Genomic DNA, 23218 nt, shown 5'->3' on the forward strand with positions numbered 1-23218 from the left:
CATCGTGCCCGGGGCCACCGCGCAGAAGCCGAGAAATCGCGCGCGCTCGGTGCTAGCATCGCCCGCTCGGAGCGAGGTTGCGGGGCGGGAAGGCGCGAGCAGCGATGTTTCAGGACGAGAACAGCGGCCCCCCCGAGGCGCATCCCAAGGTCCCGGACCCCGATCTCCCGTTGGCCCCGACGGCCGGCGCGGACTCGTCTGCCAGGCCGGACACCGATGCATCCGCCGGCCCTTTGCAGGCCGGATCCAGCATCAAGCACTACGAGCTCATCCGCAAGCTGGGCGAGGGCGGCATGGGGATCGTGTTCCTCGCCCGCGACACCAAGCTCGGCCGCCTCGTCGCCATCAAGGTCCTCCTCGAGCACAGCGGCCAGGGCGCCGAGCGCTTTCTCGCCGAAGCGCGCGCCACGGCCCGCTGCAAGCACGAGAACATCGTCGTCATCCACGAGGTCAACGAGCACGACGGATACCCGTACATGGTGCTCGAACACCTCGAAGGCCGCACCCTGAGCGCCTTCCTGGCGCAACGCGAGGCCCCCGGCGCGTTCGAGCCCCGCTCCCCCGCGGACACCCGGAGCGGGCGCGTATCGCCGAGCCTCGCCGTCGAGCTCGTCCTGCCCGTGGTGCGCGCGCTCTCCTGCGCGCATCAGCTCGGGATCGTGCACCGCGACCTCAAGCCCGACAACATCTTCCTGACCGCCGCGGGGCACGTCAAAGTGCTCGATTTCGGCATTGCCAAGCGGCTCGAAGCCGAGGAGCTCTCGGCCATCACCGTCTCCCGGCAGCCGCTCCTCAAGGGCGCCGGCCTGACCGAGGACGGAGCGCTCCTCGGCACGCTCCCGTACATGTCGCCCGAGCAATGGCGCGCCGAGGACATCGATGCGCGCAGCGACATCTGGGCCGTGGGCATCATTCTCTTCGAGCTCTGCACCGGCGCGCACCCGCTCGCCCCGGCCACGCTGTTCCAGCTCTCGCAGGTCGAGAACCTCGACGAACCCATGCCCCGCGTGAGCGACAAACGCGCGGACGTGGGCCCGCTCGGCGACGTCATCGATCGCTGCTTGAACAAGCGCAAAGCCGAGCGCTACGGCTCGGCCGAGGAGCTGCTCGCCGCGCTCGAAGCGGTCTTGCCCGGCCGAAAGTCGCTCGCGCAAAACGAGGACGAGAGCCCCTTCGCCGGCCTCTCCGCATTCCAGGAGGCGGACGCTGCGCGCTTCTTCGGCCGCGATCGGGACGTCGCCACCGTCCTCGGACAGCTCCGCCACCAGCCGCTCGTGGCCGTGGCCGGGCCCTCGGGCGCGGGCAAGTCGTCCTTCGTGCGCGCGGGCGTGATCCCGGCCCTGAAGCGCTCGGGCGAACGCTGGGAGGTCTTCCTCCTGCGCCCGGGGCGAAGGCCCCTCGCCGCGCTCGCCGAGGTGCTCCTCCAGATCGCGGCGGCCCCGCCGGCGAGCACCCGGGCGGGCGCGATCGAGCCGAGTGATCCCGATGATCTCGTGGCCAGCCTGCGCACGCAGCCCGGGCTCCTCGGCGCGCGGCTGCGATCGCGCTGCCGTCGGCAGGGAAGCCAGCACCGCATCCTGCTCTTCGTCGATCAATTCGAGGAGCTCTACACCCTGGGGACCGACCCGGGCGAGCGCGCGGCGTTCGCCGCCTGCATCGAGGGCGCGGCCGACGACGCCTCGTCCCCGCTGCGCGTCATTCTCTCCATTCGCTCCGATTTTCTCGATCGCATCACCGAGGATCGAAAGTTGATGACCGAGGTGATCCGCGGCCTCTCGTTCCTGCCGCCCGTGGGGCACGAGGGGCTTCGCGAGGCCTTGACGCGGCCGATCGAGGCCACGGGGTATGCCTTCGAGAGCGAGGAGATGATCGCGGGCATGCTCGGCGCGCTCGAACGCACGCAGAGCCCGCTGCCCCTCCTGCAATTCACGGCGGCGAAGCTCTGGGAGGCGCGCGATCGGGAGCGCCGCCTGCTCACGCGGGACAGCTACGAGCAGCTCGGCGGGGTCGCGGGGGCGCTCTCCACGCATGCGGACGCGGTCCTCTCCGGGCTTTCGTCGCTCGATCAGCGGCTCTGCCGGGCGGTTTTCCTGCGCCTCGTCACGCCCCAGCGCACGCGCGCGGTGGTGAACCTGGAGGAGCTCTACACGCTCGCCGACGATGGACGCGCGGTCGAGCAGGTGGTCCATCACCTCGCCGACGCGCGCCTCCTGCTCATCGAGACCTCCGGCGGGCGCGAGGGCACGACCGTGGAGATCATTCACGAGTCGCTGGTCGAGAGGTGGGCGAAGCTCAAGCAATGGCTCGACGAGAGCGAGCTCGACGCGCAGTTCCTGGCCCGGGTGCGCGCTGCGGCCGAGCAATGGGAGGCGAGCGGAATGGCCGAGGGCCTGCTCTGGCGCGATCGCGCGGCGGAGGAGGCACGCGTTTGGCTCGAACGCCGGCGCGCGGAGGGGCGCGTGGCTTCCGCCATCGGGTTCGGCGGGCGCGAGGAGCGTTATCTCCAGGCCGTCGTCGCGCTCTCCGAGCGCGCGCGACGCATTCGCATTCGGATCGCAGCGGGCGCCATCGCCATCGCCGGTGCCATTGCCCTCCTCGTGTCTCTGCTCGCGAGCCGGGCGAACCGAGAAGCCGCGCGCGCGGACGAAGCAGCGGCGCTCGCCCAGGGCGAGGCCCGGGAAATGCGCAATACCACCCGCATGGCCATGGCGCGCGAGCTCCTGGAGACCGATCCGACGACCGCGCTCGCGCTCCTGCGTGAGGTCGAGCCACCCGGGGTGCCGCGCGGATGGTCTGATCTGGCGCTTTCAGCCTTGCACAGTGGGCTCACGCTCGTGGTGCTCCCCCATCACGACAGTGTCTTTTCCTCGGCGTGGAGCCCCGACGGCAAGCACATCGCCACCGCGTCCCGGGACAAACTCGCGCGCGTGTGGAGCGCGGATGGAACCGGCGAGCCGCTCCTCCTGCGTGGTCACGACAGCGCGGTCAATGCGGTCGCCTGGAGCCCCGACAGCAAACGCGTCGCCTCCGCCTCCGACGACCGGACGGCGCGGGTGTGGAATGCCAACGGCACCGGCGAGCCCCTCGTCCTGCGCGGCCACGAGGATGCGGTGAGCTCGGTGGCCGTGAGCGCCGATGGAAAGCGCATCGTCACCGCGTCGTACGACAGGACGATCCGGGTATGGAATGCCGATGGCACCGGCGAGCCCCTCGTCCTGCGCGGCCACGACAATGGCGTCCTGTGGGCGGATTTCAGCCCCGATGGCAAGCACATCGTCAGCGCCTCCGCGGACAGGACGGTGCGCGTGTGGAATGCCGACGGGTCGGACAAACCATTGATCTTGCGCGGGCACGAGAGCAAGGTGCGTTATGTGTCGTGGAGCCCCGATGGCAAGCGCATCGCCACCGCGTCGGAAGACAAGACCGCGCGGGTGTGGAATGCCGACGGGTCGGGCGAACCTCTGATTTTGCGCGGGCACGAGGGCTGGGTCCGTTCGGCGAAATGGAGCTCCGACGGCAAGCGCATCATCACCACGTCCGACGACAAACGGGCGCGGGTCTACAGCGCCGACGGCGTGGGCGAACCCTGGATCCTGCGTGGTCACGAGGGCTGGGCCCGTGCGGCGGAGTGGAGCCCCGACGGCCGGCGCATCGTGACCGCGTCCTCCGACAGGACCGTGCGAATCTGGGACGCCCGAAGAATAGGAGACCGGCTGGTTTTCCGCGGGCACGAGGGCGCGGTCACGTCCGTGGCTTATGGCCCCGGCGGCGAGCGTATCCTCACCGCGTCGGAGGACGGCACCGCGCGGGTGTGGAATGCCGAGGGGAAAGGCGAGCCGTTGATTCTCCGCGGACACGAGGGCTGGGTCTCCGCGGCTGCATGGAGCACGGATGGCAGGCGCATCGTCACCGCCTCCCAGGACCGGACGGCGCGTGTATGGAATGCCGATGGGTCGGGCGAGCCGGTGGTCCTTCGCGGGCACGAGAGCGCGCTCAATGCGGCGGCATTCAGCCCCGACGGCAAGCGCGTCGTCACCGCCTCCCAGGACCGGACGGCTCGTGTATGGAACGCCGACGGAATGGGAGAACCGCAGGTCCTCCGCGGCCACGAGGGCGAGGTCCGCTGGGCGGCGTGGAGCCCCGACGGCGAGCACATCGTCACCACGTCCTCGGATCGGACCGTGCGCGTGTGGAATGCGCATGGGGCGGGCGAGCCACGGATCCTCCGCGGACACGATCATTGGGTCGAATCGGCGGCCTGGAGCCTCGATGGTAAACGCATCGTCACCGCGTCCGTGGACAGGACGGCGCGTGTATGGGACCTCGCGGGGACGGGCGAGCCGATGGTCTTGGATGGGCACGAGGGCTGGGTTCGTTCGGCGTCGTGGAGCCTGGACGGCAAGCGCATCGCCACCGCCTCCGTGGACAAGACCGTGCGGGTCTGGAACATCGATGGGACCGACGAACCCCTGGTCCTTCGCGGGCACGATGGCTGGGTCTCGTCGGCGTCGTGGAGCCCCGACGGCAAGCGCATCGTCACCGCATCGGACGACCAGACCGTGCAGGTATGGGACGATCTGACGCCGCTCGTCAGCCCCGATGACCCGCACTTATGGGCCGCAACGCCCTACTGCGTATCCGTCGATTGGACGATCAAGCACCTCGGCGTGTCCGAGGACATGGCCCGCGCCGAGTGGCAAACCTGCCAGCGTCGCGTCGAAGCGGCCCGCGCGGCGACCGCCGGCGGCGCCTCACGATGAACGGACGGTCGCGTCACGCGGTCGCGGTCGACAGCCTGAGGTTGCCGGGCGGCAGGTGCGCGTGGACCATCCGCAAGAGTTTTTCCCTGGTCGTCAGGCCGACATGCCGGGCGACCTCCTTCCCGCCCACGAACGCGATGACCGTGGGAAACCCGCGGATCCCGAAACGAGCCGCGAGGCGGGGCTGGTCGTCGCCGTTGACCTCCACGACCTTCAGGTGCCCTGCCCCCTCCGCCGCGATCCCGTGAAGGATCGGCGCGAGAAGGCGGCACGGCGGGCACCAGGTGGCGGTGAAGTCGACGAGCACGGGCACGGCGGCGTTCACCACCTCGGCCTCGAAGGTCTGCTCTGTGACGGATCGGACAGGCGTCGTGGACATGGAGCCTCCTTTCCTCGGGAGGTTTCGAGACGGGCAGTCATTACAGAGAAGATTCTGGTGTAATGTCGGGCGAGCTCGAGACCTCACCATCGGGAACCATGTGCAACGCCGCCACGGAGGATGTCCTGGATCACATCTCGCACCTCGCCCTCACGCGGCGAGCGGCCCTCGCGGCCCTCGCGCGGAAGGAGGGTGTATCGCCCGAGGATGCGGTCGATTGTGTCCAGGAGGGACTCTGCAAGCTGCTCGTGGCCGCGCAGGACGGCTCGGTCCCGGCGGAAGGCGAGGACTGGGCCTCGATCCTCGGGGGCATGGTGCGCAACGCCGCGCGCAACCGGCGACGGCGCCACTTCCTCGCGCGGCCGCACGACGATCTCGACGCGCACCCGCAAACCGGGCGTGAAGGCGCGGCCGCGGACGAGGCGCTCGCGCGCGCCGAGGAGCACGTGCGGCTGCGCGCATGCGTCGAGGAGTTATGCGAGATCCAGAAAGCGGTGGTCACGCTCCGGATGCTCGAAGAACAGCCGGGCGAGGACGTGGCGGAGGCGCTCGGCATCTCGCCGGGATACGTGGCCGTCCTGCTTCACCGCGCCAAAGCGGCGCTGCGCGTGTGCATGACTGGACGCGGCATCGGCGGGGCCACTCTGCAGAGCGCTTGATGACGAGCGCGTAGCGCGGCTTCGGCGGAGCACCTCTGTCACACTCCGCGCCGCCGCTCCGATACGAGCCGTCATGCAGCCCATCGTCGCCTTCCTCCTCGCATCGTTCGCCCTCGTCGCGCCCACGCTTTGCGCTTGCAAGCCGGCGCCCTCGCCGGAGCCAAGGCCGTCGGTGCGTGTCCCGATGCCCGCAAAGGCCGCGCAAACCGAGCCGGAAGCCGCGGCGGTGCCCGCGCCGAACGCCGAGGAGGAGGAGGCGCGCTGCAAGTGTCCCGCAGAGACGAGCGGGACAGCCGAGGCGACCGTGGATGCGGCCGCGGAGGAGGCGGTCGACGCCGAGGACCCGGATGCGCGGACACGAGGCGCGCGGGCGCAACAGGAACTCCCGAGGCCACTCACGACCCGGCTACGCGCTGCGCTGCCGGATCACCACGCCGCCTGTGACGTCGCGCAGTCGGGCCCATGCACCTTGCGCGGGGATCTCGACGGCGACGGCGTCCTCGACGATGTGGTGCTCGTGCGAAGCCGCGCGGGCGCCGGTGGGATGGCCATTCTCTGGGGGAACGGCGCCGCGGAGCTGCTCGGCGGAGGCCGCCGGGGGCAATGCTGGACGAAAACGGAGGTGCCCGACGTCGGGGGTCATCCCGTCGCAACACCGTGCCCGACGGAGATCGACGCTGACCTCGGCTGGCTCGCGCGCTGGGAGCTGCGACCGCGAAAACTCCGGAACGACGTCCCCGTCCTCGTCGGGCAGCGCGGCGCGAGGACCCTCGAATCGCCGGCGCCGGGCGCCCTCGGCGACGGACTGCTGCTCGACGGCGGCGACGCCGCGGCCATCCTCTACCGCACCGCCGGCGGATGGACGTTGATGCACCTCGGGTTTTAGGGTGCCGGGTGCGGTGCGCGGCTCATTGTATGCCGTCCCGCTCTCAGTCACGGGATGCTTCGATCAAGTACCTGCACATGTCCGCGAATTTCGGGAAGCGTTTTGCGATCACGGTCAAAACTGCGACCCTCTGGGCACGCGAGCGGAATGGAAAGGTATCTTGCGAGAGGGCGAGCTCCACGCGAAGTTCATCGGTACCTATCTCCAGCCAGTGGTCCAGGACCCGCAGGATGCAGGCGCCCTCGTCGTCGGTCGAGTAGGTGGCCACACCGAGAAGCAAGGCTCCCTCGTCAGGAGAAAAGATTGCCTTCTCGACTGCGTTTGCAATGCAGTCCGGAAACTCGTCGGATCCGATCTCGTCGATGATTTCCCTCAATGTGTCGGAGAGCGTGGTCAAGTCATAGTCGCGCGCCGACGGATCGAGGCACATGTTGCGCACGGCTTGCCAATGAAATGATTCGTTCTTGCTCATGATCAATCTCTGACGAGGCTCTCGGCGAGCGCGCGGGCATCCGAGCCGCGTGGCAGGTCGAGAGAGCGGATCAACGTTCGTCGCATCGCAGGCGACCAAAGCACGGTGGCGTCGGGCCCACAAGTCTCTCGCTTACCCTTTGGTCGTCCCCCCGGCGCTGTGGTAGACCCGAAGGACGATGCACGCGCGGATCCGCTCGCTCTCCCTATTTGTCCTCGCCTCCGCCCTCGCGGCCTGCGACAAGAGCATCCCGGAGCCGAGTCCCGCGGTCCCCCCGAGCACCTTGGGATCGAAGGCGAACCCCGGCGAAAGCGCCGCCCCCGCGGCGACCGCCGCAGCATCCCCCGAGCCGGTGCAGCGCATTCCCGCACCTGCAAGGATCGTCGCCATCGGTGACCTCCACGGCGACCTCGCGGCGACACGCGCGGCGCTTCGGATGGCCGGGGCGATCGATGAGAAGGATCACTGGGTTGGCAAGGATCTCATGGTCGTGCAGACCGGCGACGAGGTCGATCGCGGCGACGAGGATCGCGACATCATCGATCTGTTCGAGCGCCTCGCCGACGAGGCCCAACGCACGGGCGGCGCCGTGATCGTGCTCAACGGCAACCACGAGGTGATGAACGTCCAGCTCGATCTCCGCTACGTGACCGACGACGCATTCAAGGATTTCGTGGGGCTCGCCGGCGTCACGACCACGGATCCGCGCCTCGAGCGGGTGCCGGAGCCGGCCAAGGCGCGCGCCGCCGCATTCCTTCCTGGCGGCCCGTATGCGAAGAAGCTCGCGAAGCGCAATATGATCGCCGTCGTCGGCGACACGGTCTTCGTTCATGGGGGCATCACGCCCAAGCACGTTCGTTACGGCATCGATCGCATCAATCGCGAGGCGATCGCGTGGATGGACGGCTCCGCGAAGGATTTGCCCGCGCTCATCACCGCGGAGGATGGTCCTGTCTGGCTGCGGCGATACTCGGCGACGACCGGCCCGGACGATTGTCGCGTGCTCAAGGAAACGCTGGCGATGATCCCGGCCAAGCGCATGGTCGTCGGCCACACGGTGCAGCGCGGCGGCATCACCTCCGCGTGCGACGAGCAGGTTTGGCGGATCGACGTCGGGATGTCGAAGTATTATGGCGGCAAACCCGAAGTCCTGGAAATCAAGGGCGCGGAGGTACGACCGCTGCGCGGGGATGGCTGACCCGTCGTTTCCGGCTGCATTGCGTTGGATGCGACAACTTACTTGGCACCCCTGCACCGGGGGTACAACGTCGAGCCTGCGCCTCACGCTTGTCGCGGCCCGCAGTTCTGCGTGACGCGCAGGCCTGCGCCATGCGTCCAGCGGAGCTCGACGTCCGGCGGCTTTTCGGCCGGCCGTCTCGTCAAGGAGCGTAACCGACCTCGAGGTACGACGTAATGCCGAGCCACGCCCCGACCCTGGCGGCGACCGCCGGCTGGTCTTGTTCTTCCGTGCGCTTCACGCGGATCGCGATGACATGGGGCGTACCGCCCGCGCCCGCGAACGCCGACGTCAGCTCCGCATCGACCGTGAAACTGCCGGTATCGGGCACGCGGCAATCGAGCGACACCGGCTGCATCACGCCCATCGTGACGACGAGCAGGGTGATGGGCCCGTCGCCTGTCCCTTCCCATTGAATGGGCAAGGGCTCCCCCGGCTTCAGGGGCGCGGCGGTGATGAACGGAATGGCCGGGGCCTCCATCGAGAACGAAAACGGGAGGAAATCGGCGCCGCCGGGTGCAGAGAACGTGACGGTCTCCCCCGGGGAGAGAGGCTCCGTGCTGTGCTTCTCGTTGAAGCAAGTCTCGCCGGGCTTCGTCGGCGGCGGGAGAATGCTCTCACCGAGGAGCGTGCCCGAGACCGTGATTGGCCCCGCGTCGGCCACGATTCCCGTAGGCTCGGCCAACGGGTCCTCCATGGTCTGGTCCGGAATGCTGAGGACGCAGGGTGGAGGGGATGGCGTGGGATCCACCGGCGCAAGCTCGTGATAACAGGCCGAGGCTCGACTGCTGTATACGAAGGATCCGCCTGGCTGCTGGAAGTGCACCGTCTGCACGCCGACGCCGAGGTGTTTGATCGGCACGCAGGCGCCGTCGACGCACCCCTCATGCGACGCGCACGGGCCGCACGTTGCGATATCACCACCCTGGCCACCCTGGCCGCCCTGCCCTCCCGCGCCACCGCTCCCGGGCTCGGGATTCGAGCCCGGTTCTCCGCAGGCCAGCAGGGCCAAACCGGCCGCCATTCCGAATCCAGAACAAACCACGTCCCACACCGCAGGGAAACGAGCCCGCAGTCCAAAGATGAGCATGAATGTCCTCCTGGATTCTTGGAAGCAATCGTCGTTCCAGCAGGAAAAGCACGCTATTTTCATGGCTTGGTCGCCCTTTGGGACATCGATCGTGCTTTTTTTGACGGCGCCATCACGTTCGCCTCCGGCGTCGGGCGCACGGAGGGGCCTGTGGCGAACCGTCCCACCCGACGACGAAGTGAGCCCCGAGGCGCTACAGCTTGATCAAGCCGAGACGGCTCGCGGTGGCGATGGCTTCCGTCCGGCTGAGCACGTCGAGCTTGCGAAAAATGCTCCGGAGGTGCGATTTCACCGTCGTCTCACCGATGCCGAGCAGCGCGCTGATCTCCTTGTTGCTCTGTCCGCGCGCCAGATACTCGAGCACCTCCACCTCGCGGCTCGTGAGCGCCTCGCGACTCAGGCTCGCGGCGAGCTTTTGCACCAGGGATGCAGGCAGGCACGTCTCCCCACGATGCACCCTGCGAATGCAGTCGAGCAGCTCCTCTCGGCGCGAATCCTTCAAAAGATATCCCTTCGCGCCGGCCTTGACCGCGTTGAGCAGGTCGTTGTCGGTGTCGAACGTGGTGAGGACGATCAAGCGGGCGGAGGCGTCGTTCCTCCGGATCTCCTCGATCGCCGCGACGCCGTCCAGCACGGGCATGCGGATGTCGATCAACGCGATGTCCGGACGACATTGCTCCCACAGCTCCACCACCTGCCGGCCATTGGAGGCCGCGGCCACGACCTCCATGTCGGGTTGGCGGCTGATGATGGCCGAAAGGCCCTCGAGCACCGTGACGTGATCGTCGGCGATGAGCACCCGTATTTTGTACGAGCCCGAAGGGTTCGCTGAAGTCTCGGTGGAGTCTTTCATGGGGTGAAGCCGCTGTAATGGTACGGAGCCGGCAAGGACGCCACGACGGCCGTCCCGCTTCCTTCCGCGCTTCGAATGGTCAATTCGCCGCCCATCAGCTCGACGCGCTCCTTGATCCCGATCAAGCCGAGCCCTTCACTTTGTGCCGCAGGATCAAAACCCACGCCGTCGTCCCGCAGCTCGAATCGGAGCCTTCGTGGCTCGAAGGCGACACGAACGTCGAAATGGCGGGCGCGCGCGTGCCGCAATATGTTCGTCAGCACTTCCTGGCCGATACGCAGCAAGTTCTCTTCCCACTCGTTGCTCAACGGCCAGGGACTGCCCTCCACCGTGAACGCGCCGATCACGGTGGTCCCGCTGGTCATCTTCTTGATCAAATCGTCCATCGCTTCACTGAAATTCTTCTCGGCGAGCGCCTGCGATCGAAGCGCGTGCGCGGAGCGTCGCGCCTCTTGCAGGCTCCCTCGCGCCAGCTCTCGCGCGCGGGCGAGGTGTTTTCCGGCCTCGGGCAGCAAGCCCCTCGACCAGGCATCCTCCGTTGCCTCCAGTTGCACGATTACACCGGTGAATCCTTGCGCCAGCGTGTCGTGGAGATCACGCGCCATACGGTTGCGCTCCGCGGCGATGGCCGCCTCACGGCTTTGTCGGGAGAGCCGCGTGAGCTGAATGGCGAGCATGGCCTGATGGGCAAGCGCACGAGCGAGCTCCATCTCGCTCGCTCGAAAGAGGTTCTTGTGCCGCGACCGGATCCCGATGAAACCGGCGAGCTTTCCGCCGATCAACGTCGGAACCGTCAGCGTGGCCACGACGCCCATCGCCGCCAGCCGCCGGTAGATCGCCGGCACATGGGGATCGTGCGGGGCGTCTCCGTGCCACGGATACCAGGGCGAATTCTCACGGCTGCCGAGCCGAATGCGCGGAGGATCGCAATCGATCTCCCCGATGACGATATCGACGCCGGTGCGGAGCACTTCGCTCCAGACGGGATGGGTCTCCGTGAAAAGCGTGACCCTCTTGCCCAAGGACAGATCCTTCGAGGGGGCGTGCAGCCGATCGTCCTCGAATGTCGCGACCAGGTCCATCTCGCTGGCACCGCTTCGCTCGTACACACTGACGCTTTGCCCGTTCAGCCGTCCGACGATCATGCGCAGGACATGCTCCAGCAATCGTTCGGGATTCGACTCCTGGGCGAGCACATCCAGCGTGCGGGTGAGGGCCGCGAACTGGCCACGAGCGAGGTGCTCCGAGGCCCGCAAGGCTTCCGCGGATTGCCTGATCGAGGTCACGTCGCGCAGCGCCCCCGCCCATTCGACGATCTGGCCCGCGTCGTCGCGCACGGCCGTGGCATAGACCTCCACGTACTTGATGTAGCCGTCGGGCATCACCAGGCGGTGGCCGAAATGAAGATCGTCGCTCTTGCCGGCGAACGCCTGGAGGTAAACGGGGAGGTCCTCGGGGTGGACCCTCGAAGCGACCAGCTCGGGCGTGAGCTTCGTGTCGGGAGGAAGTTCGAAGAGACGATAGGTCTCGTCCGACCAGATGAGCTGGCGTGTCGGGAGAATCCAGGTCGCGCTCCCCGTTTGGGTCAGGCGCTGGGTCCTGGTCAACGAGGCCTCGCTTTTCCTTCGTTCTTCGATTTCGACACGGAACGCCTGGTTGATTCGCTCCAGATCCGCCGTGCGCTCGCGGATCCGCCTCTCGAGCTCCATGTTCAGACGCGCGGAGGCTTCCTCGGCGCGTTTGCGCTCGGTGATATCCATGACCGTGCCGATGAAACGAATCGCTTGGCCATCCGCATTGAAAAAGGCCTGGCCGCGGGCCGTCACCCAGCGCTCCGAGCCGTCTCGCGGATGAATCGTGCGGTACTCCGCGCGATACTCGCCGCCATTCGCGCCGGCGAGCGCTTGCATGACCAAACTGTCCACGCGCGTCCGATCGTCCGGGTGAACACACTTCAAGAACATGTCGTGCGTCACCTCTGCGTCCAGCGGTAGCCCGAAGATCTCCTTCATCCGCTGCGACCAGTCGCCCACATTGCCCAGGTCCGTGGAGTTCCAGACCCACAAGCCGATTCTTCCTGTCTCGATGGCCAACCTCAGACGTTGCTCGCTATCGAGCAGCGTCTGGTTGACCTCCCGCAGGTGCGAGGCCTGTCGCAAAAGCTCCGCGTTCAGTCGTTGCAGCTCTTCTGCGGCGGTCTCCCGTTCGCTGGCATCGGGCAATCGCGCCTGGATTCGCTTCTCCTCGGTGATCTCGCGACAGCTCGCGATGAGCCAATCGCGCTTCGGGCAACCCAGGCGCGAAAGCCGCAGGTCCATGGTCCCTAGCTCGCCGGATGCTCGTCGATACGTGCACGGAACCGAGACCGGCCCCGACGGCTCGACACGACCGAGCGATTCGAGGATCTCGTCACGTGACGCGCTCGTCACGAACTCCCATGGGTACGTCCCGACGATATCGCTCTTCCCACGACCGAGCATTGCGCAAGCCGCGGGATTCGCCTCGACGATCCGCCCGGTCGGTTCGATGAGCAATAGGGCTTCCGCGACGTTTGCAAACAGAAGCTCCAAAAGCTCTTCCCGGTCGGTCACGCGGACGTGCTCGGACGGAGGCGGAGGAGAGCCTGGCCGCGGCGGGACCGCGGGGCTGTTCGCATCATTGTGCATGGACCGCACGCCGTCGCATGTTGGCACATGCTGCCGTGGGAGGGAAGCTCGAATGCGGGCGCGCACGTGGTTTCCGTGGCAAGGCCGCCCCCTTCGAATGGAGGAGTACGAGATCCGCCATTCGAACGAGAAGGACCTCCGCAGCAAGGTCAATAGCGTACCACCCGAGCGATGAGAGAGAATTCCCGCCATGAGTTCCATGGCCGCGCTCCGCGCGCGTTCGCTCGATCTCGGCCTCCTCTTGCTGCGCGTCGGCGCCGCCGCGCTCATTTGGACTTTCCACATGGCCAGGAAGCTCGCCGACTTCTCGCACGAGCTCCGTGAGTTTCCCGACCCGCTCGGCGTCGGCCACGCGGCGAGCTTCGTGATGGCGCTCGGCTCCGAGGGGCTATGTAGCATCCTCGTCGCGCTCGGCTTGGCCACGCGTTTGTCATCGCTCCCCATTGTCTTTACGATGATGATGGTGCTCGTCCTCGGCGCGCGCGGGTTCGAGGGCGCGGACGTCCAGTCGGCCCTCCTCTACGCCCTGCCGTATGTTGCCCTCGTGCTCACGGGCCCAGGACGTTGGTCGCTCGATCATCGTCTGCAGGGCCGCTGGGATCGCCTCGTCGCCCGCCTCGCTCCCCGGGCGTGGGGCCACCACGGAGACGAACGGTGAGATTGCATGTCGGCCATGTCCGAATTCCGACCGACTGTCCATCCTTCGAAAGGAGGAGGGGGCGTTCGTTCGTCGGCAGGACGGAGACGTAGGCCGCACAGTCGATGGCCATCTCGCCAAAGAGAGGTACTCTCGCGCCGCACGCTCGCTCGACAGGCTTTGGCTTGGCGGCTCGAACCATAACCCACATTCCAGGTGCAACGACGATGAACAAATACCATAAGCTCTTTACGCCGGAAGACAGCGCGGTCGTTTTCATCGATCATCAGCCGCAGATGACGTTCGGCGTCGCCAACATCGATCGCGCGACGCTCATCAACAACGTGACGCTGCTCGCGAAAGTCGCGAAGGAGTTCGGTGTTCCCGCCGTCCTCACCGCGGTGGAGACGGAGTCGTTCAGCGGCTACGTCTGGCCGCAGCTCCTCGACGTGTTTCCGGGGCAGCCGGTCGTCGAACGGACCTCGATGAATTCGTGGGACGACGCGGGGTTCCGCGCGGCCATCGAGGCGACGGGCAGAAAGAACATTCTCCTCACCGGCCTCTGGACCGAGGTCTGCGTGACCTGGCCCGCCATCGAAATGCTCGGCGCCGGATACAACATCTACATCGTCGAGGATTGCTGCGGAGCGACCTCGCCGGCCGCCCATGAAGCGGCGCTCTCCCGGATGGTCCAGGCGGGCGCGGTCCGACTGACGACGATCCCCGCGCTCCTCGAATGGCAGCGCGACTGGGCGAAGCGCGAGCACTACAACCAGCTCATGGGCCTCATCAAGCAGCAGGGCGGCGCTTACGGCGTGGGCGTCGAGTATGCCTACACGATGGTCCACAAAGCGCCTCAATCGGCGGTGAAGCCGCAGATCGTCCCCAAGAAGTCCGGTCACTGACGGCAAAGCCATGGCCGAGACCCTTCACATCGCCATCGTCCGGCGCGTCCGGAAGACGCACATCGCGGAATTCGAACGCGCCCTCACCGATTTCGCCAGCCGGTCTCTGGCCGAGCCGGGAGCGAGGGGGGTGCATTGCATCTACCCGCCGCCCGGCTCCGACGTGGCCGAGTACGGCATCCTGCGCAGCTTCGCCAGCGCCGCCGACCGCGACGCATTCTACGAGACGGCCCTCTACAAGGAATGGCTCGATCGAATCGCGCCGATGGTGGAAGGTGAACCGACGTATCGGCGATTGGAGGGCCTCGAAGCCTGGTTTCGCAACACCGCGGAGCCCATGCCGCCGCGATGGAAGATGGCCTTGCTCACCTGGATCGCCGTGTGGCCGGTCAGCATGATCGTCCCGGCGATCCTTCTTCCATTGCTCGGCCCGAATTTCCCGCAAGTCCTCGCCTCCGGCGTCATCGCCGGAGGCATCGTTGCGGTTCTCACGTGGGGCGCCATGCCATTGCTCGTGAAGCTCGCGAATCCGTGGCTTCACCCGGGGAAGAGGAGCTCATGAAGACCACGGCCGATCTCATCCTCCATAACGGACGTATCACCACGCTCGATCCGAGCCATCCCGAAGCGAAGGAGGTGGTCGTCGCGGGCGGCCGGATCGCCGGGGTCGACAATGCCTCGCAGTTCGAGCGCGGGCCCGCGACGAAGGTCGTCGATCTCGGCGGGCGCAGGGTCATTCCGGGGCTCTACGATTCGCACCTCCACGTCATCCGCGGCGGACTGAACTACAACATGGAGCTGCGCTGGGAGGGCGTGCCCTCCCTTGCGCTGGCGCTCGAGATGCTCCGCGAGCAGGCGGCCCGCACACCGGCGCCGCAATGGGTGCGCGTCGTCGGCGGATGGAGCGAGTTCCAGTTCGCCGAGCGGCGGATGCCGACGCTCGACGAGATCAATGCGGCGGCTCCCGACACGCCGGTCTTCGTCCTGCACCTCTACTGCCGGGCGCTGCTCAACCGTGCGGCGCTCCGCGCGTGCGGGTACACGAAGGATACCCCAGACCCGCCCGGCGGCACGATCGTCCGCGACAAGGCGGGCAACCCCACCGGGATGCTCATCGCGAAGCCAAACGCGGCCATTCTTTACGCGACGCTCGCGAAAGGGCCGAAGCTCCCGCCCGAATACCAGTACAACTCGACCCGCCACTTCATGCGGGAGCTCAACCGCCTCGGCGTGACGAGTGTATGCGACGCGGGAGGCGGCTTCCAGAATTATCCGGAAGATTACGAGATCATCCAGCAGCTCCATGAGCGCGGCGAGATGACCTTGCGCATCGCGTACAACCTGTTCACGCAGAAGCCCAGCGGCGAGCTCGAAGATTTCGTGCGCTGGTCGAAGGTCGTGAAGCCGGGCGACGGCGACGACATGCTCCGGTGCAACGGCGCGGGCGAGATGCTCGTCTTCTCCGCGGCGGACTTCGAGGACTTCCTCGAGCCGCGCCCCGACCTCCCCGAGAAGCTCGAATCCGAGCTCGAGCGCGTCGTTCGTTTCCTGGCCGAGAACCGCTGGCCGTTCCGCCTTCATGCGACGTACGACGAATCGATCTCCCGGTTCTTGTCCATCTTCGAAAAGGTCCATCGAGACGTTCCGCTCGACGGGCTGCACTGGTTCTTCGACCATTGCGAGACGATCACCGATCGGAACATCGAACGCGTCAAAGCCCTCGGAGGAGGGATCGCCGTCCAGCACCGGATGGCTTTCCAGGGCGAATACTTCGTCGACCGCTACGGCGCCAGGGCGGCCGAGCGCACGCCTCCCCTTCGGCGAATGCTGGAGCTCGGCGTACCGGTCGGCGCAGGCACGGACGCGACGCGCGTCGCGAGCTACAATCCATTCGTCTCCCTGTACTGGATGACCACGGGAAAGACGCTCGGCGGGCTCTCGCTTTATCCGGAGAAGGCGCGATTGACGAGGGAGGAAGCGCTGCGGCTCTACACCCAGGGCAGCACCTGGATGTCACGGGAAGAAGGGACGCGCGGCGCGATCGCGCCTGGGCAGCTCGCCGATCTGGCGGTGCTGACCGCCGATTACTTCAAGATTCCCGACGAGGAAATCAAGGCGCTCGAATCGGTGCTCACCATCGTCGGTGGCAAACCCGTATATGCCGCCGACGAATTCAAGCCGCTCGATCCGGGGGACCTGCCGGTCATGCCGGACTGGTCACCGGTGAACCGTCATCCTGGAGCCTATCGGCAGCGCTCGCAGGCCGCGCTCCCCGCGGAGCGTCGTTGCATCCAGATACACGCCGAGCGGAGCGGCCAGGCGGCGTTTGGTCTTCCGCGATGGCTGTCGGGGCTCGGCAACCTGTTCGACGGCGCTTGCGAGTGTTTCGCATTCTGAAGGAGTTTGTCGCATGGCAACGATCACGGTCAAGGACGGGACGCAGATCTATTACAAGGACTGGGGCAGCGGGCCGCCGGTCGTCTTCAGCCACGGCTGGCCGCTCAACGGCGATGCCTGGGAGGACCAGATGGTCTTCCTCGCCTCGCACGGTTTCCGGTGCATTGCCCACGATCGCCGCGGTCACGGCCGGTCCAGCCAACCCTGGAACGGCAACGAAATGGACACCTATGCCGACGACCTGAGCGAGCTCATCGAGTCCCTCGACCTCCGAGGCGTCACGCTCGTCGGGCATTCGACCGGCGGCGGCGAGGTGGCGCGTTACCTCGGTCGTCACGGGACGGCGCGTGTCGCCAAGGCGGTCCTCGTGGGCGCCGTGCCGCCGCTCATGCTGAAGACCCCCGCGAATCCCGGCGGCCTGCCGATCGAGACGTTCGACGGCATTCGCGCGGGCGTCCACGCCGATCGCGCGCAGTTCTTCAAGGACCTGACGATCCCGTTTTACGGGGCGAACCGTGAAGGGGCTAAGGTCTCGCAAGGTCTCCGGGACACCTTCTGGCTCCACGGCATGCAGGCCGGCTTCAAGAACGTCCTCGATTGCATCAAGGCGTTCTCGGAGACGGATTTCACCGAGGACCTGAAGAAGATCGACGTGCCGACGCTCATCATCCACGGCGACGACGACCAGATCGTCCCCATCGGCGCGAGCGCGCTCGCTTCTGCCAAGCTCGTGAAGAATGCGCGGCTCGAAATCTACAAGGGCGGATCACACGGGCTCGCGGCGACGGAGAAGGACCGCCTCAACGCCGATCTCCTCGCGTTCCTCCGGAGCTGAGATGGCGGATCAGGGCTCGCATTCCTGGATGCGGAGCCCTCCGTTGCTGATGACGCATCCACAGGCCGCTACGCCCGCGGCTTCGAGGCAATCGCAGCTCGCGGAGCCCAGGCAACTCGGCGGCACGTCGACGCACTTGATCTCCGAATAACCCTCCAGGCAATACTGGGCATCGGACGCGCAGGTACCGTCTCCGCAATTGTACCTTCCCGCCGGAGGCGCGCACGCGCCCTCCCGTTTGTCCACTTCGATTTCCGTCTCGCTGGTGCAGTTATCGACGGCATGCGGCTTCCCGTCGCAGCCGCAAATGGTGCTGAGCGGGCCCACGCCGCAAGTCGCGCGCGCGCACTTCTTGCCGAGGGGAGGGCCGCATACGCCGTCGAAGTCCGGGGCGCAGACCAGGTTCTCCCCACCTATGCAATCCGCATTGCTCAGGCAAGACTGTCCGAGGGGATCGCCCGGGCCGCCTGGCTCATCCTTGTTGTGGACGAGCACGCCCTCGGCGAAGTAGTTGTGCTCGGGGCCGTCGATGCTCAGGTTGAAGACCTCGACCTCGCCTGCGGCGGCCGCGCGGCGGCAGACCGTCACTTCGAGCTCGCGCACATCGCCAGCGCCGAGCCACGCGACGAGCCGCATTCCCTCGCGGACCTCGCGGGCGGGGATCCACGCGCCGCGCTCGGCATCGTAAAACGGGTGCTCGGACGTCACGCCGGCGATGCAGAGCTCTCCGAGAGCGATGTGGAGAATCTCCGGCGCCCGCGCGCGAATGAGCTTCCCGACCTTGCGGACCACGACCTGTCGCGTCTCGACGTCGAAGCTGTAGACCTCGTCGCCCACGGCGAGCTCCTCGATGGAGCGAAAGCCGTGCGGCGTCACAATCCGCGTGCCTCGCACGAAGCACTGCGACAAATAGCAGCTCGCCCCCATCATGCATAAGCTGAAACCGATGCCTTTAATCATGGTATGCATAGAAGCCTCCACGAAGCGTTGAGCTCCTCCCGCCCAACCTTCGCTTTGGACACAGCAACAGATGTGCCGGAATCCATGATGGGTGGCCGCGAGAACCACGCGCGGCATCGCACCCGACCCGCACGGGGGCGGAGGCGGCACGGCGGCTCGTGGTTGCCTGCAACGGGTGAAGGGCTGGAGCCCGCAGCACTGACTACCCAGTTGCCACCTGGCGCGAAAGCGCGACCGGGTTGTCATGGCCGGCCGCCGGTCTCGTGCTAGGGTCGCTCCCCCCATGGATACCCATGCCGCATTGCATGACGCACTCGCCGAATTTTTCACGCTCTTTTCATCGAATTTCCTCCAAGGACAGCGCGAAGTCCCCCCATTCACCGCGAGGCTCGTCGGGACGTCAATCGAAGTGGCCATCCAGGGAGGCAAGGGCGAACCGACCGTGATCCGCCAGCGGGGCTCCGCCCTCTATCTCCTCGCCGGGCGGCTTTGGGCCGAGGTTCGCGCGAGCGAGGGGCACAGCCTGCGTTGCATGTTGCCGACGCTCACCCCCTATCCGCTCAGCTTCTCGACGGAATGGAACAACTGGCAGAACCTCCAAAAGGAAGCGCTGCCCGCAGTGGGACGGATCGCCCTGGCGCTCGATGCGGATGCGCACGAAGAGGCGGTTCTCCTCGTCCGGCACGTCCTCGACGTCGACTCCGGCTATTGGCTCGAGCTCGAGCGCGCCGTGCCAAACGAGCTCCGGAAGGAGGTGCTCGCGAAGCCGTCCGAGCTTGAGGAGCGGACCGATTCGACCTCCTCGCTCGGCGGCCACCTGAGAGTGCTCGCGTCTCACATCGGAAGCAGCGATCCTCGCGAGCGCCTCTTCGTGGCCAAGCACTATCGATACACCACGAAGCACCTCTCGAGCGACAATCACCTCACGTTCCTGAAAAACATCCAGCCTGCGATCGATGCATGGCTGAAAGAGGAGGACGGCGCCGTCTTCGAGACGGCGGTGGGGATCGCCGAAATGCTCGGGTACAAGCTGTTCGAGCGTGGCGCCTACGCCGAGGCCAAGCCGCTCCTGTCGGCGGCGCTCGACGCGGGGATTGCCGGCGCCGAGCTCTTGCGCGCCCGCTGGGAATGCCGGCTCTACCTCGGCGACGAGCGCGCCGCTGCAGAGGACTGGCGCGCGGCCGAGCCAATCGACGATCCGGCGCAAGGCCTCTCCATGGGCTTCTTTTATCGGGGAGACCGGCAGGATCGAAAGGCGATCGGGCTCGCGCGGGTGGCGCGCTCCCTCGGGAAGCTCGCGGGCGGGGAAGACCCGTGCCGCGACCGCCCGAAGACCAAAAAAGCAAAAACCATCTCCGAAGCAGAGCGTTCGTCGCTCCTTGCGAGGGCACGCCGGCTCGCCGACGAGGCAGTCTGCATGATCGACAAGCGCGCGCGGGGGGACGAGGCGCGCGCCCGCACCGGCGAGAAGGTCACGGATCGTGGTTTCGAACCGCGCATTTTCGCGGCGCGGGCCTTGGTCCGCGAAGGACTGGGAGACACCGCCGGCGCGCTCGACGATTATCGCCGGGCGCGGACGCTCGCCATTGCCGCCGGCCTCTCCTGGCAAGGCGACCTCCATGGAGAGGACATCCGGCGCCTCGAACAAGCGGGCAAAGAGAGCGGCGGCGGCGCGATTCCAGAGAGCTTCGACCCCAACTGGTTCCTTGCGAGCGAGCGTAACGAAGACGAACGCAGCCGCGCGGCCGCCGCCTGGTGCGCGCAACCCTGGCGCGTGGTCCCCGACGCTCGCGAGCGCGGCGCGTCGATTCCGATCCCCTTCGCCCTGCTCAAGGCCATCGTCGAGCATTCGGCGGCTCTGTGGAAGCTCGGCGAGGACGACGGCGTGAAACTGCCCGATCGGCTCGCATTCGCGGAGCGGGCCCGACCACTCCTCGATCGCTTCGCCGACCGTCGCGACGCCGACCGCCTGGAGAGCGTGCTCGACGATGCGCACGAAATCGCATTCGATGTCCTGCCCAGGAATAAAAAAGCCGAGCGTGCGCCCTTCTTCGTTTTCCTGCGAGCGCTCGGCGCCGCCGAGACGATCGACGAGGCGCGGGTCCTCTCCGCGCTCGGCGACGAAGCGTGGGGCCGCTTGCGGCGGCGTCTCGAAGCCAAGCTCGACGAGCTCGACCCGCTGCGTGACGTCTTCGACGCGACCGTGCGCGCCGGCGCGCCGATGGAGGCGGTCGCCGCGGCGCTCGCCGCCTACCAGCAGCTCTTCCGGAACCACTGGGAATCCTTCGCCACTCCGCGGCCGGCCTGGGTGAAGCTCGCCCAGCCGCTCGAACGTGCGGACGGCGCGAGGCTCGCCCCGGCGCTCATCGAATGCCTCCGCCGCGAGCAATCCGTGCCGGGTCATTACGGCCTTCTGCGCCTGCCGACGAAATTCCTCTGGCCGCTCTTCTACGCATGGCACCCCTCGACCGAGGCATTCCTGCTCGAGGTGCTCGCGGGAAAACTCGACAATGGCAAGAGCCTCTCCACGACGCAACGCAAGACGCGCCACGAGTGCCTCTCCTGGTTTGCCGCCGAAAAGAAGCTCGAAAAGCTCGGCGCGGCGCTGGCGAAGAGACGCCGGTCGTAAAACCGACCTTCGAGGCCATTTGCCACAAACCCCTGGACAAACGCGCTCGCGTCAACGGACGACGACCGGGGGGGTGGCCTTGGCGAAATCGTGAAGGTAGTCCGCGTCGCGGCAGCTCTGCGCTTCGCACGGTCGGCCGGGGCGCGGCGGGCATTCGCGTGCGAGCTGAGCCTCGATCCACTCGGTATTCGCCCCCCAGAGCCGTGCGCATGCCACGCGATGCCCTGCCGACAGCGGACGATCCGGATTCTCGGGTAGCACACCGGGGGGCAGGACGAACGTCGACGGTCGCGCCGGACAGACGTCCTTCAGCGCCGCGCGCGTCATCGCATCGTCCCAGGCGAATGCCCCGCCGGGGAGCCCGTGCAGCGGCAACTCGGGCCCCGTCTCCCGAAAGCCGATCCCGGAATCACAGTGGTCCGCGACGATATCGAACGGCCCGAAGCTCGTGGCGTCGAGACGCCCGTCACCGTCGAGATCCCTGATATCCTGCACGATGACGCCCGCGAGCGGTCCGTACGGCTCGATGTGCCCGCTTCGGAACGTGAAGACACGACCACGCGAGAATGGTGGTGCCTTGTCGTGTTGCCCTCGCACCATGACGAAGGCCTCGGGGGCTCCATCGCTGTCGAGGTCCATGAAGCGAACGTTCACGCCCGTCCAATCGTCGGGTTCCGCGGAAATTCGCTCGCCGTCGACTTGCACGTTGTCATCTCGCTCGTCCGCGTCGTCGCCTTGCTCCGTGGGGGCAATCGCCGCACGCGCGCTTCCATGAACATGCTCGAGCTGCCACCGGAGCCGTATGTGCCCGCCTTGAATCACCGTGATTCTCGCGAGCGTCACCACCCACGCGCCGTCGGCTCCCTCCGCGCATGCACCAATCACCCTGGGCACATCCCATGGGAAGTGCCCAGGTGTGGACTTCGCACGCTCTGCGTCGAACATCCCACGCGCCCGCTCCATGGCCGCTGGCCGAAGGCTTTCGCAACTCGCGAGCGCCGGCGAGGACGATGAGGTGGAGGGCGATGTCGGAGCGCTCGGGGGCGACCCGCTGCCGACCGAGGATGTGACGACCGCCGCGCCACCCGCGCACGCGGTGCACGCCAAAGCAATCAGGACCGACGAGCAGCGCATCGCTCGGAGATGACGTCGCTCGGCATGGTTGTCAACGTCGGAAATCGAGCCCGGGGTTTTCCTCCCCCCACAAGTGCCCGTCCGGATTTTCGTCTCGGCCATCAAGCCCAAGCGCCGTACCACCGCTCCTCTTTACGGAACGCGAGCAGCGGATAGAAGACGAACGGCAAGACGAGCAGGCCGAGGCCAAAGAGAGAGCCTTTGCGGAAGGCTGCGGCGATCCGGAATGCCATGATGATCGGCACGATGATGTTCACGTAGGGCATCAACATCACCAGCAACCAGAACCCGGACATTCCTGCGATGTCCAGCAGCACGTAGGCATTGTACAGCGGGATGAAACACGCCCAGCCGGGATGGTTTGCCTTCTTGAAGAGCCCCCACATGGTTGCGTACGTCAGCGCGACGACTGCAAAAAAAACCGAGCCGATAAAGATACGCTCGACGTCACCCATGATGAACCCCTTTCCGTTTTGATTCGTGCAGGATCGTCGCCCTCGCAAGCCGCATGCCGGCCGCACGTAGGGCGGGAAGGTTCGTCTCGGGGCTCGCTGACGCGTCAGTCGACCGAGCTGACATCGGGACGGGCGGGCTGACGCGCCATTCGCATCGCGTTCGTCGGCGTCTCACGTTCGCCCAGGGGCCGGGAGCTGATTCTGCGCTGGCACGTTGGCTGCTCGTGACATGCACCAGGAGCGGTTTGGCGTGATGGAAGGGAA

18 protein-coding genes are annotated in these 23218 nt (G+C 66.9%); 10 read left to right on the forward strand and 8 right to left on the reverse strand.

Going from position 1 to position 23218, the window contains the following annotated elements:
* Positions 1-104: 104 nt before the first annotated feature.
* A complete protein-coding gene (locus QHF84_RS21670; protein WP_281315259.1) occupies positions 105-4760 on the forward strand; it encodes a protein kinase in 4656 nt (1551 codons plus the stop codon).
* 13 nt (positions 4761-4773) lie between these two features.
* On the opposite strand, the gene QHF84_RS21675 is transcribed toward QHF84_RS21670, so the two are convergent.
* Positions 4774-5139: a thioredoxin domain-containing protein gene (locus QHF84_RS21675; RefSeq protein ID WP_281315260.1), complete on the reverse strand. Its 366-nt coding sequence runs from the start codon at positions 5137-5139 to the stop codon at positions 4774-4776.
* Between the two features lie 98 nt (positions 5140-5237).
* Between QHF84_RS21675 and QHF84_RS21680 the strand changes: the two genes are divergently transcribed.
* Complete coding sequence (locus QHF84_RS21680) at positions 5238-5798, forward strand: sigma-70 family RNA polymerase sigma factor (RefSeq protein ID WP_281315261.1); 561 nt, start codon at positions 5238-5240, stop codon at positions 5796-5798.
* A 73-nt stretch (positions 5799-5871) separates the two neighbouring features.
* Entirely contained in the window at positions 5872-6684 is an 813-nt protein-coding gene (locus QHF84_RS21685; RefSeq protein ID WP_281315262.1) for a hypothetical protein, read from the forward strand.
* A 43-nt stretch (positions 6685-6727) separates the two neighbouring features.
* On the opposite strand, the gene QHF84_RS21690 is transcribed toward QHF84_RS21685, so the two are convergent.
* Positions 6728-7156, reverse strand: a complete 429-nt coding sequence (locus QHF84_RS21690; protein ID WP_281315263.1) for a hypothetical protein — start codon at positions 7154-7156, stop codon at positions 6728-6730.
* Positions 7157-7334: 178 nt separating this feature from the next.
* Between QHF84_RS21690 and QHF84_RS21695 the strand changes: the two genes are divergently transcribed.
* Entirely contained in the window at positions 7335-8354 is a 1020-nt protein-coding gene (locus QHF84_RS21695) for a shewanella-like protein phosphatase (protein WP_281315264.1), read from the forward strand.
* A 181-nt stretch (positions 8355-8535) separates the two neighbouring features.
* On the opposite strand, the gene QHF84_RS21700 is transcribed toward QHF84_RS21695, so the two are convergent.
* The 3 genes from QHF84_RS21700 to QHF84_RS21710 all read right to left on the reverse strand — a co-directional run bounded on the left by QHF84_RS21700 (position 8536) and on the right by QHF84_RS21710 (position 12927).
* A complete protein-coding gene (locus QHF84_RS21700; RefSeq protein WP_281315265.1) occupies positions 8536-9255 on the reverse strand; it encodes a hypothetical protein in 720 nt (239 codons plus the stop codon).
* A 421-nt stretch (positions 9256-9676) separates the two neighbouring features.
* Positions 9677-10336, reverse strand: a complete 660-nt coding sequence (locus QHF84_RS21705; RefSeq protein WP_281315266.1) for a response regulator transcription factor — start codon at positions 10334-10336, stop codon at positions 9677-9679.
* The gene (locus QHF84_RS21710) at positions 10333-12927 is read right to left on the reverse strand and encodes a PAS domain S-box protein (protein ID WP_281315267.1); all 2595 of its coding nucleotides are present in this window, start codon (positions 12925-12927) and stop codon (positions 10333-10335) included. Before QHF84_RS21710 ends, QHF84_RS21705 begins: the two co-directional genes overlap by 4 nt.
* A 265-nt stretch (positions 12928-13192) precedes the next feature.
* Here QHF84_RS21710 and QHF84_RS21715 point away from each other — a divergent pair, with 265 nt between their 5' ends.
* From QHF84_RS21715 to QHF84_RS21735, 5 genes are all read left to right on the forward strand, one after another.
* Positions 13193-13660 (forward strand): DoxX family protein, encoded by a 468-nt coding sequence (locus QHF84_RS21715; RefSeq protein WP_281315268.1) that lies wholly within the window; start codon positions 13193-13195, stop codon positions 13658-13660.
* 206 nt (positions 13661-13866) lie between these two features.
* A complete protein-coding gene (locus tag QHF84_RS21720) occupies positions 13867-14544 on the forward strand; it encodes a hydrolase (protein WP_281315269.1) in 678 nt (225 codons plus the stop codon).
* Positions 14545-14554: 10 nt separating this feature from the next.
* Complete coding sequence (locus tag QHF84_RS21725; RefSeq protein ID WP_281315270.1) at positions 14555-15106, forward strand: hypothetical protein; 552 nt, start codon at positions 14555-14557, stop codon at positions 15104-15106.
* Entirely contained in the window at positions 15103-16941 is a 1839-nt protein-coding gene (locus tag QHF84_RS21730) for an amidohydrolase (RefSeq protein WP_281315271.1), read from the forward strand. Before QHF84_RS21725 ends, QHF84_RS21730 begins: the two co-directional genes overlap by 4 nt.
* 13 nt (positions 16942-16954) lie before the next feature.
* Complete coding sequence (locus tag QHF84_RS21735; RefSeq protein WP_281315272.1) at positions 16955-17776, forward strand: alpha/beta hydrolase; 822 nt, start codon at positions 16955-16957, stop codon at positions 17774-17776.
* Positions 17777-17785: 9 nt separating this feature from the next.
* Here the strand turns inward: QHF84_RS21735 and QHF84_RS21740 are convergent, their stop codons facing one another.
* Complete coding sequence (locus QHF84_RS21740; RefSeq protein WP_281315273.1) at positions 17786-18736, reverse strand: Hint domain-containing protein; 951 nt, start codon at positions 18734-18736, stop codon at positions 17786-17788.
* Positions 18737-19019: 283 nt separating this feature from the next.
* Here QHF84_RS21740 and QHF84_RS21745 point away from each other — a divergent pair, with 283 nt between their 5' ends.
* The gene (locus tag QHF84_RS21745) at positions 19020-21365 is read left to right on the forward strand and encodes a hypothetical protein (RefSeq protein WP_281315274.1); all 2346 of its coding nucleotides are present in this window, start codon (positions 19020-19022) and stop codon (positions 21363-21365) included.
* Between the two features lie 51 nt (positions 21366-21416).
* On the opposite strand, the gene QHF84_RS21750 is transcribed toward QHF84_RS21745, so the two are convergent.
* Complete coding sequence (locus tag QHF84_RS21750) at positions 21417-22250, reverse strand: hypothetical protein (RefSeq protein WP_281315275.1); 834 nt, start codon at positions 22248-22250, stop codon at positions 21417-21419.
* 350 nt (positions 22251-22600) lie between these two features.
* Positions 22601-22954, reverse strand: a complete 354-nt coding sequence (locus tag QHF84_RS21755) for a DUF5684 domain-containing protein (protein ID WP_281315276.1) — start codon at positions 22952-22954, stop codon at positions 22601-22603.
* Positions 22955-23218: the final 264 nt, after the last annotated feature.

The organism is Polyangium sp. y55x31, assembly GCF_029946505.1.
Taxonomy (GTDB): domain Bacteria; phylum Myxococcota_A; class Polyangia; order Polyangiales; family Polyangiaceae; genus Polyangium.

Bases quoted from the DNA above. Each gene is read 5' to 3' on its own strand.
- QHF84_RS21670 (WP_281315259.1), top strand. From the start codon at position 105: ATGTTTCAGGACGAGAACAGCGGCCCCCCCGAGGCGCATCCCAAGGTC.
- QHF84_RS21675 (WP_281315260.1), bottom strand. From the start codon at position 5,139: ATGTCCACGACGCCTGTCCGATCCGTCACAGAGCAGACCTTCGAGGCC.
- QHF84_RS21680 (WP_281315261.1), top strand. From the start codon at position 5,238: ATGTGCAACGCCGCCACGGAGGATGTCCTGGATCACATCTCGCACCTC.
- QHF84_RS21685 (WP_281315262.1), top strand. From the start codon at position 5,872: ATGCAGCCCATCGTCGCCTTCCTCCTCGCATCGTTCGCCCTCGTCGCG.
- QHF84_RS21690 (WP_281315263.1), bottom strand. From the start codon at position 7,156: ATGAGCAAGAACGAATCATTTCATTGGCAAGCCGTGCGCAACATGTGC.
- QHF84_RS21695 (WP_281315264.1), top strand. From the start codon at position 7,335: ATGCACGCGCGGATCCGCTCGCTCTCCCTATTTGTCCTCGCCTCCGCC.
- QHF84_RS21705 (WP_281315266.1), bottom strand. From the start codon at position 10,336: ATGAAAGACTCCACCGAGACTTCAGCGAACCCTTCGGGCTCGTACAAA.
- QHF84_RS21715 (WP_281315268.1), top strand. From the start codon at position 13,193: ATGAGTTCCATGGCCGCGCTCCGCGCGCGTTCGCTCGATCTCGGCCTC.
- QHF84_RS21720 (WP_281315269.1), top strand. From the start codon at position 13,867: ATGAACAAATACCATAAGCTCTTTACGCCGGAAGACAGCGCGGTCGTT.
- QHF84_RS21725 (WP_281315270.1), top strand. From the start codon at position 14,555: ATGGCCGAGACCCTTCACATCGCCATCGTCCGGCGCGTCCGGAAGACG.
- QHF84_RS21730 (WP_281315271.1), top strand. From the start codon at position 15,103: ATGAAGACCACGGCCGATCTCATCCTCCATAACGGACGTATCACCACG.
- QHF84_RS21735 (WP_281315272.1), top strand. From the start codon at position 16,955: ATGGCAACGATCACGGTCAAGGACGGGACGCAGATCTATTACAAGGAC.
- QHF84_RS21740 (WP_281315273.1), bottom strand. From the start codon at position 18,736: ATGATTAAAGGCATCGGTTTCAGCTTATGCATGATGGGGGCGAGCTGC.
- QHF84_RS21745 (WP_281315274.1), top strand. From the start codon at position 19,020: ATGGATACCCATGCCGCATTGCATGACGCACTCGCCGAATTTTTCACG.
- QHF84_RS21755 (WP_281315276.1), bottom strand. From the start codon at position 22,954: ATGGGTGACGTCGAGCGTATCTTTATCGGCTCGGTTTTTTTTGCAGTC.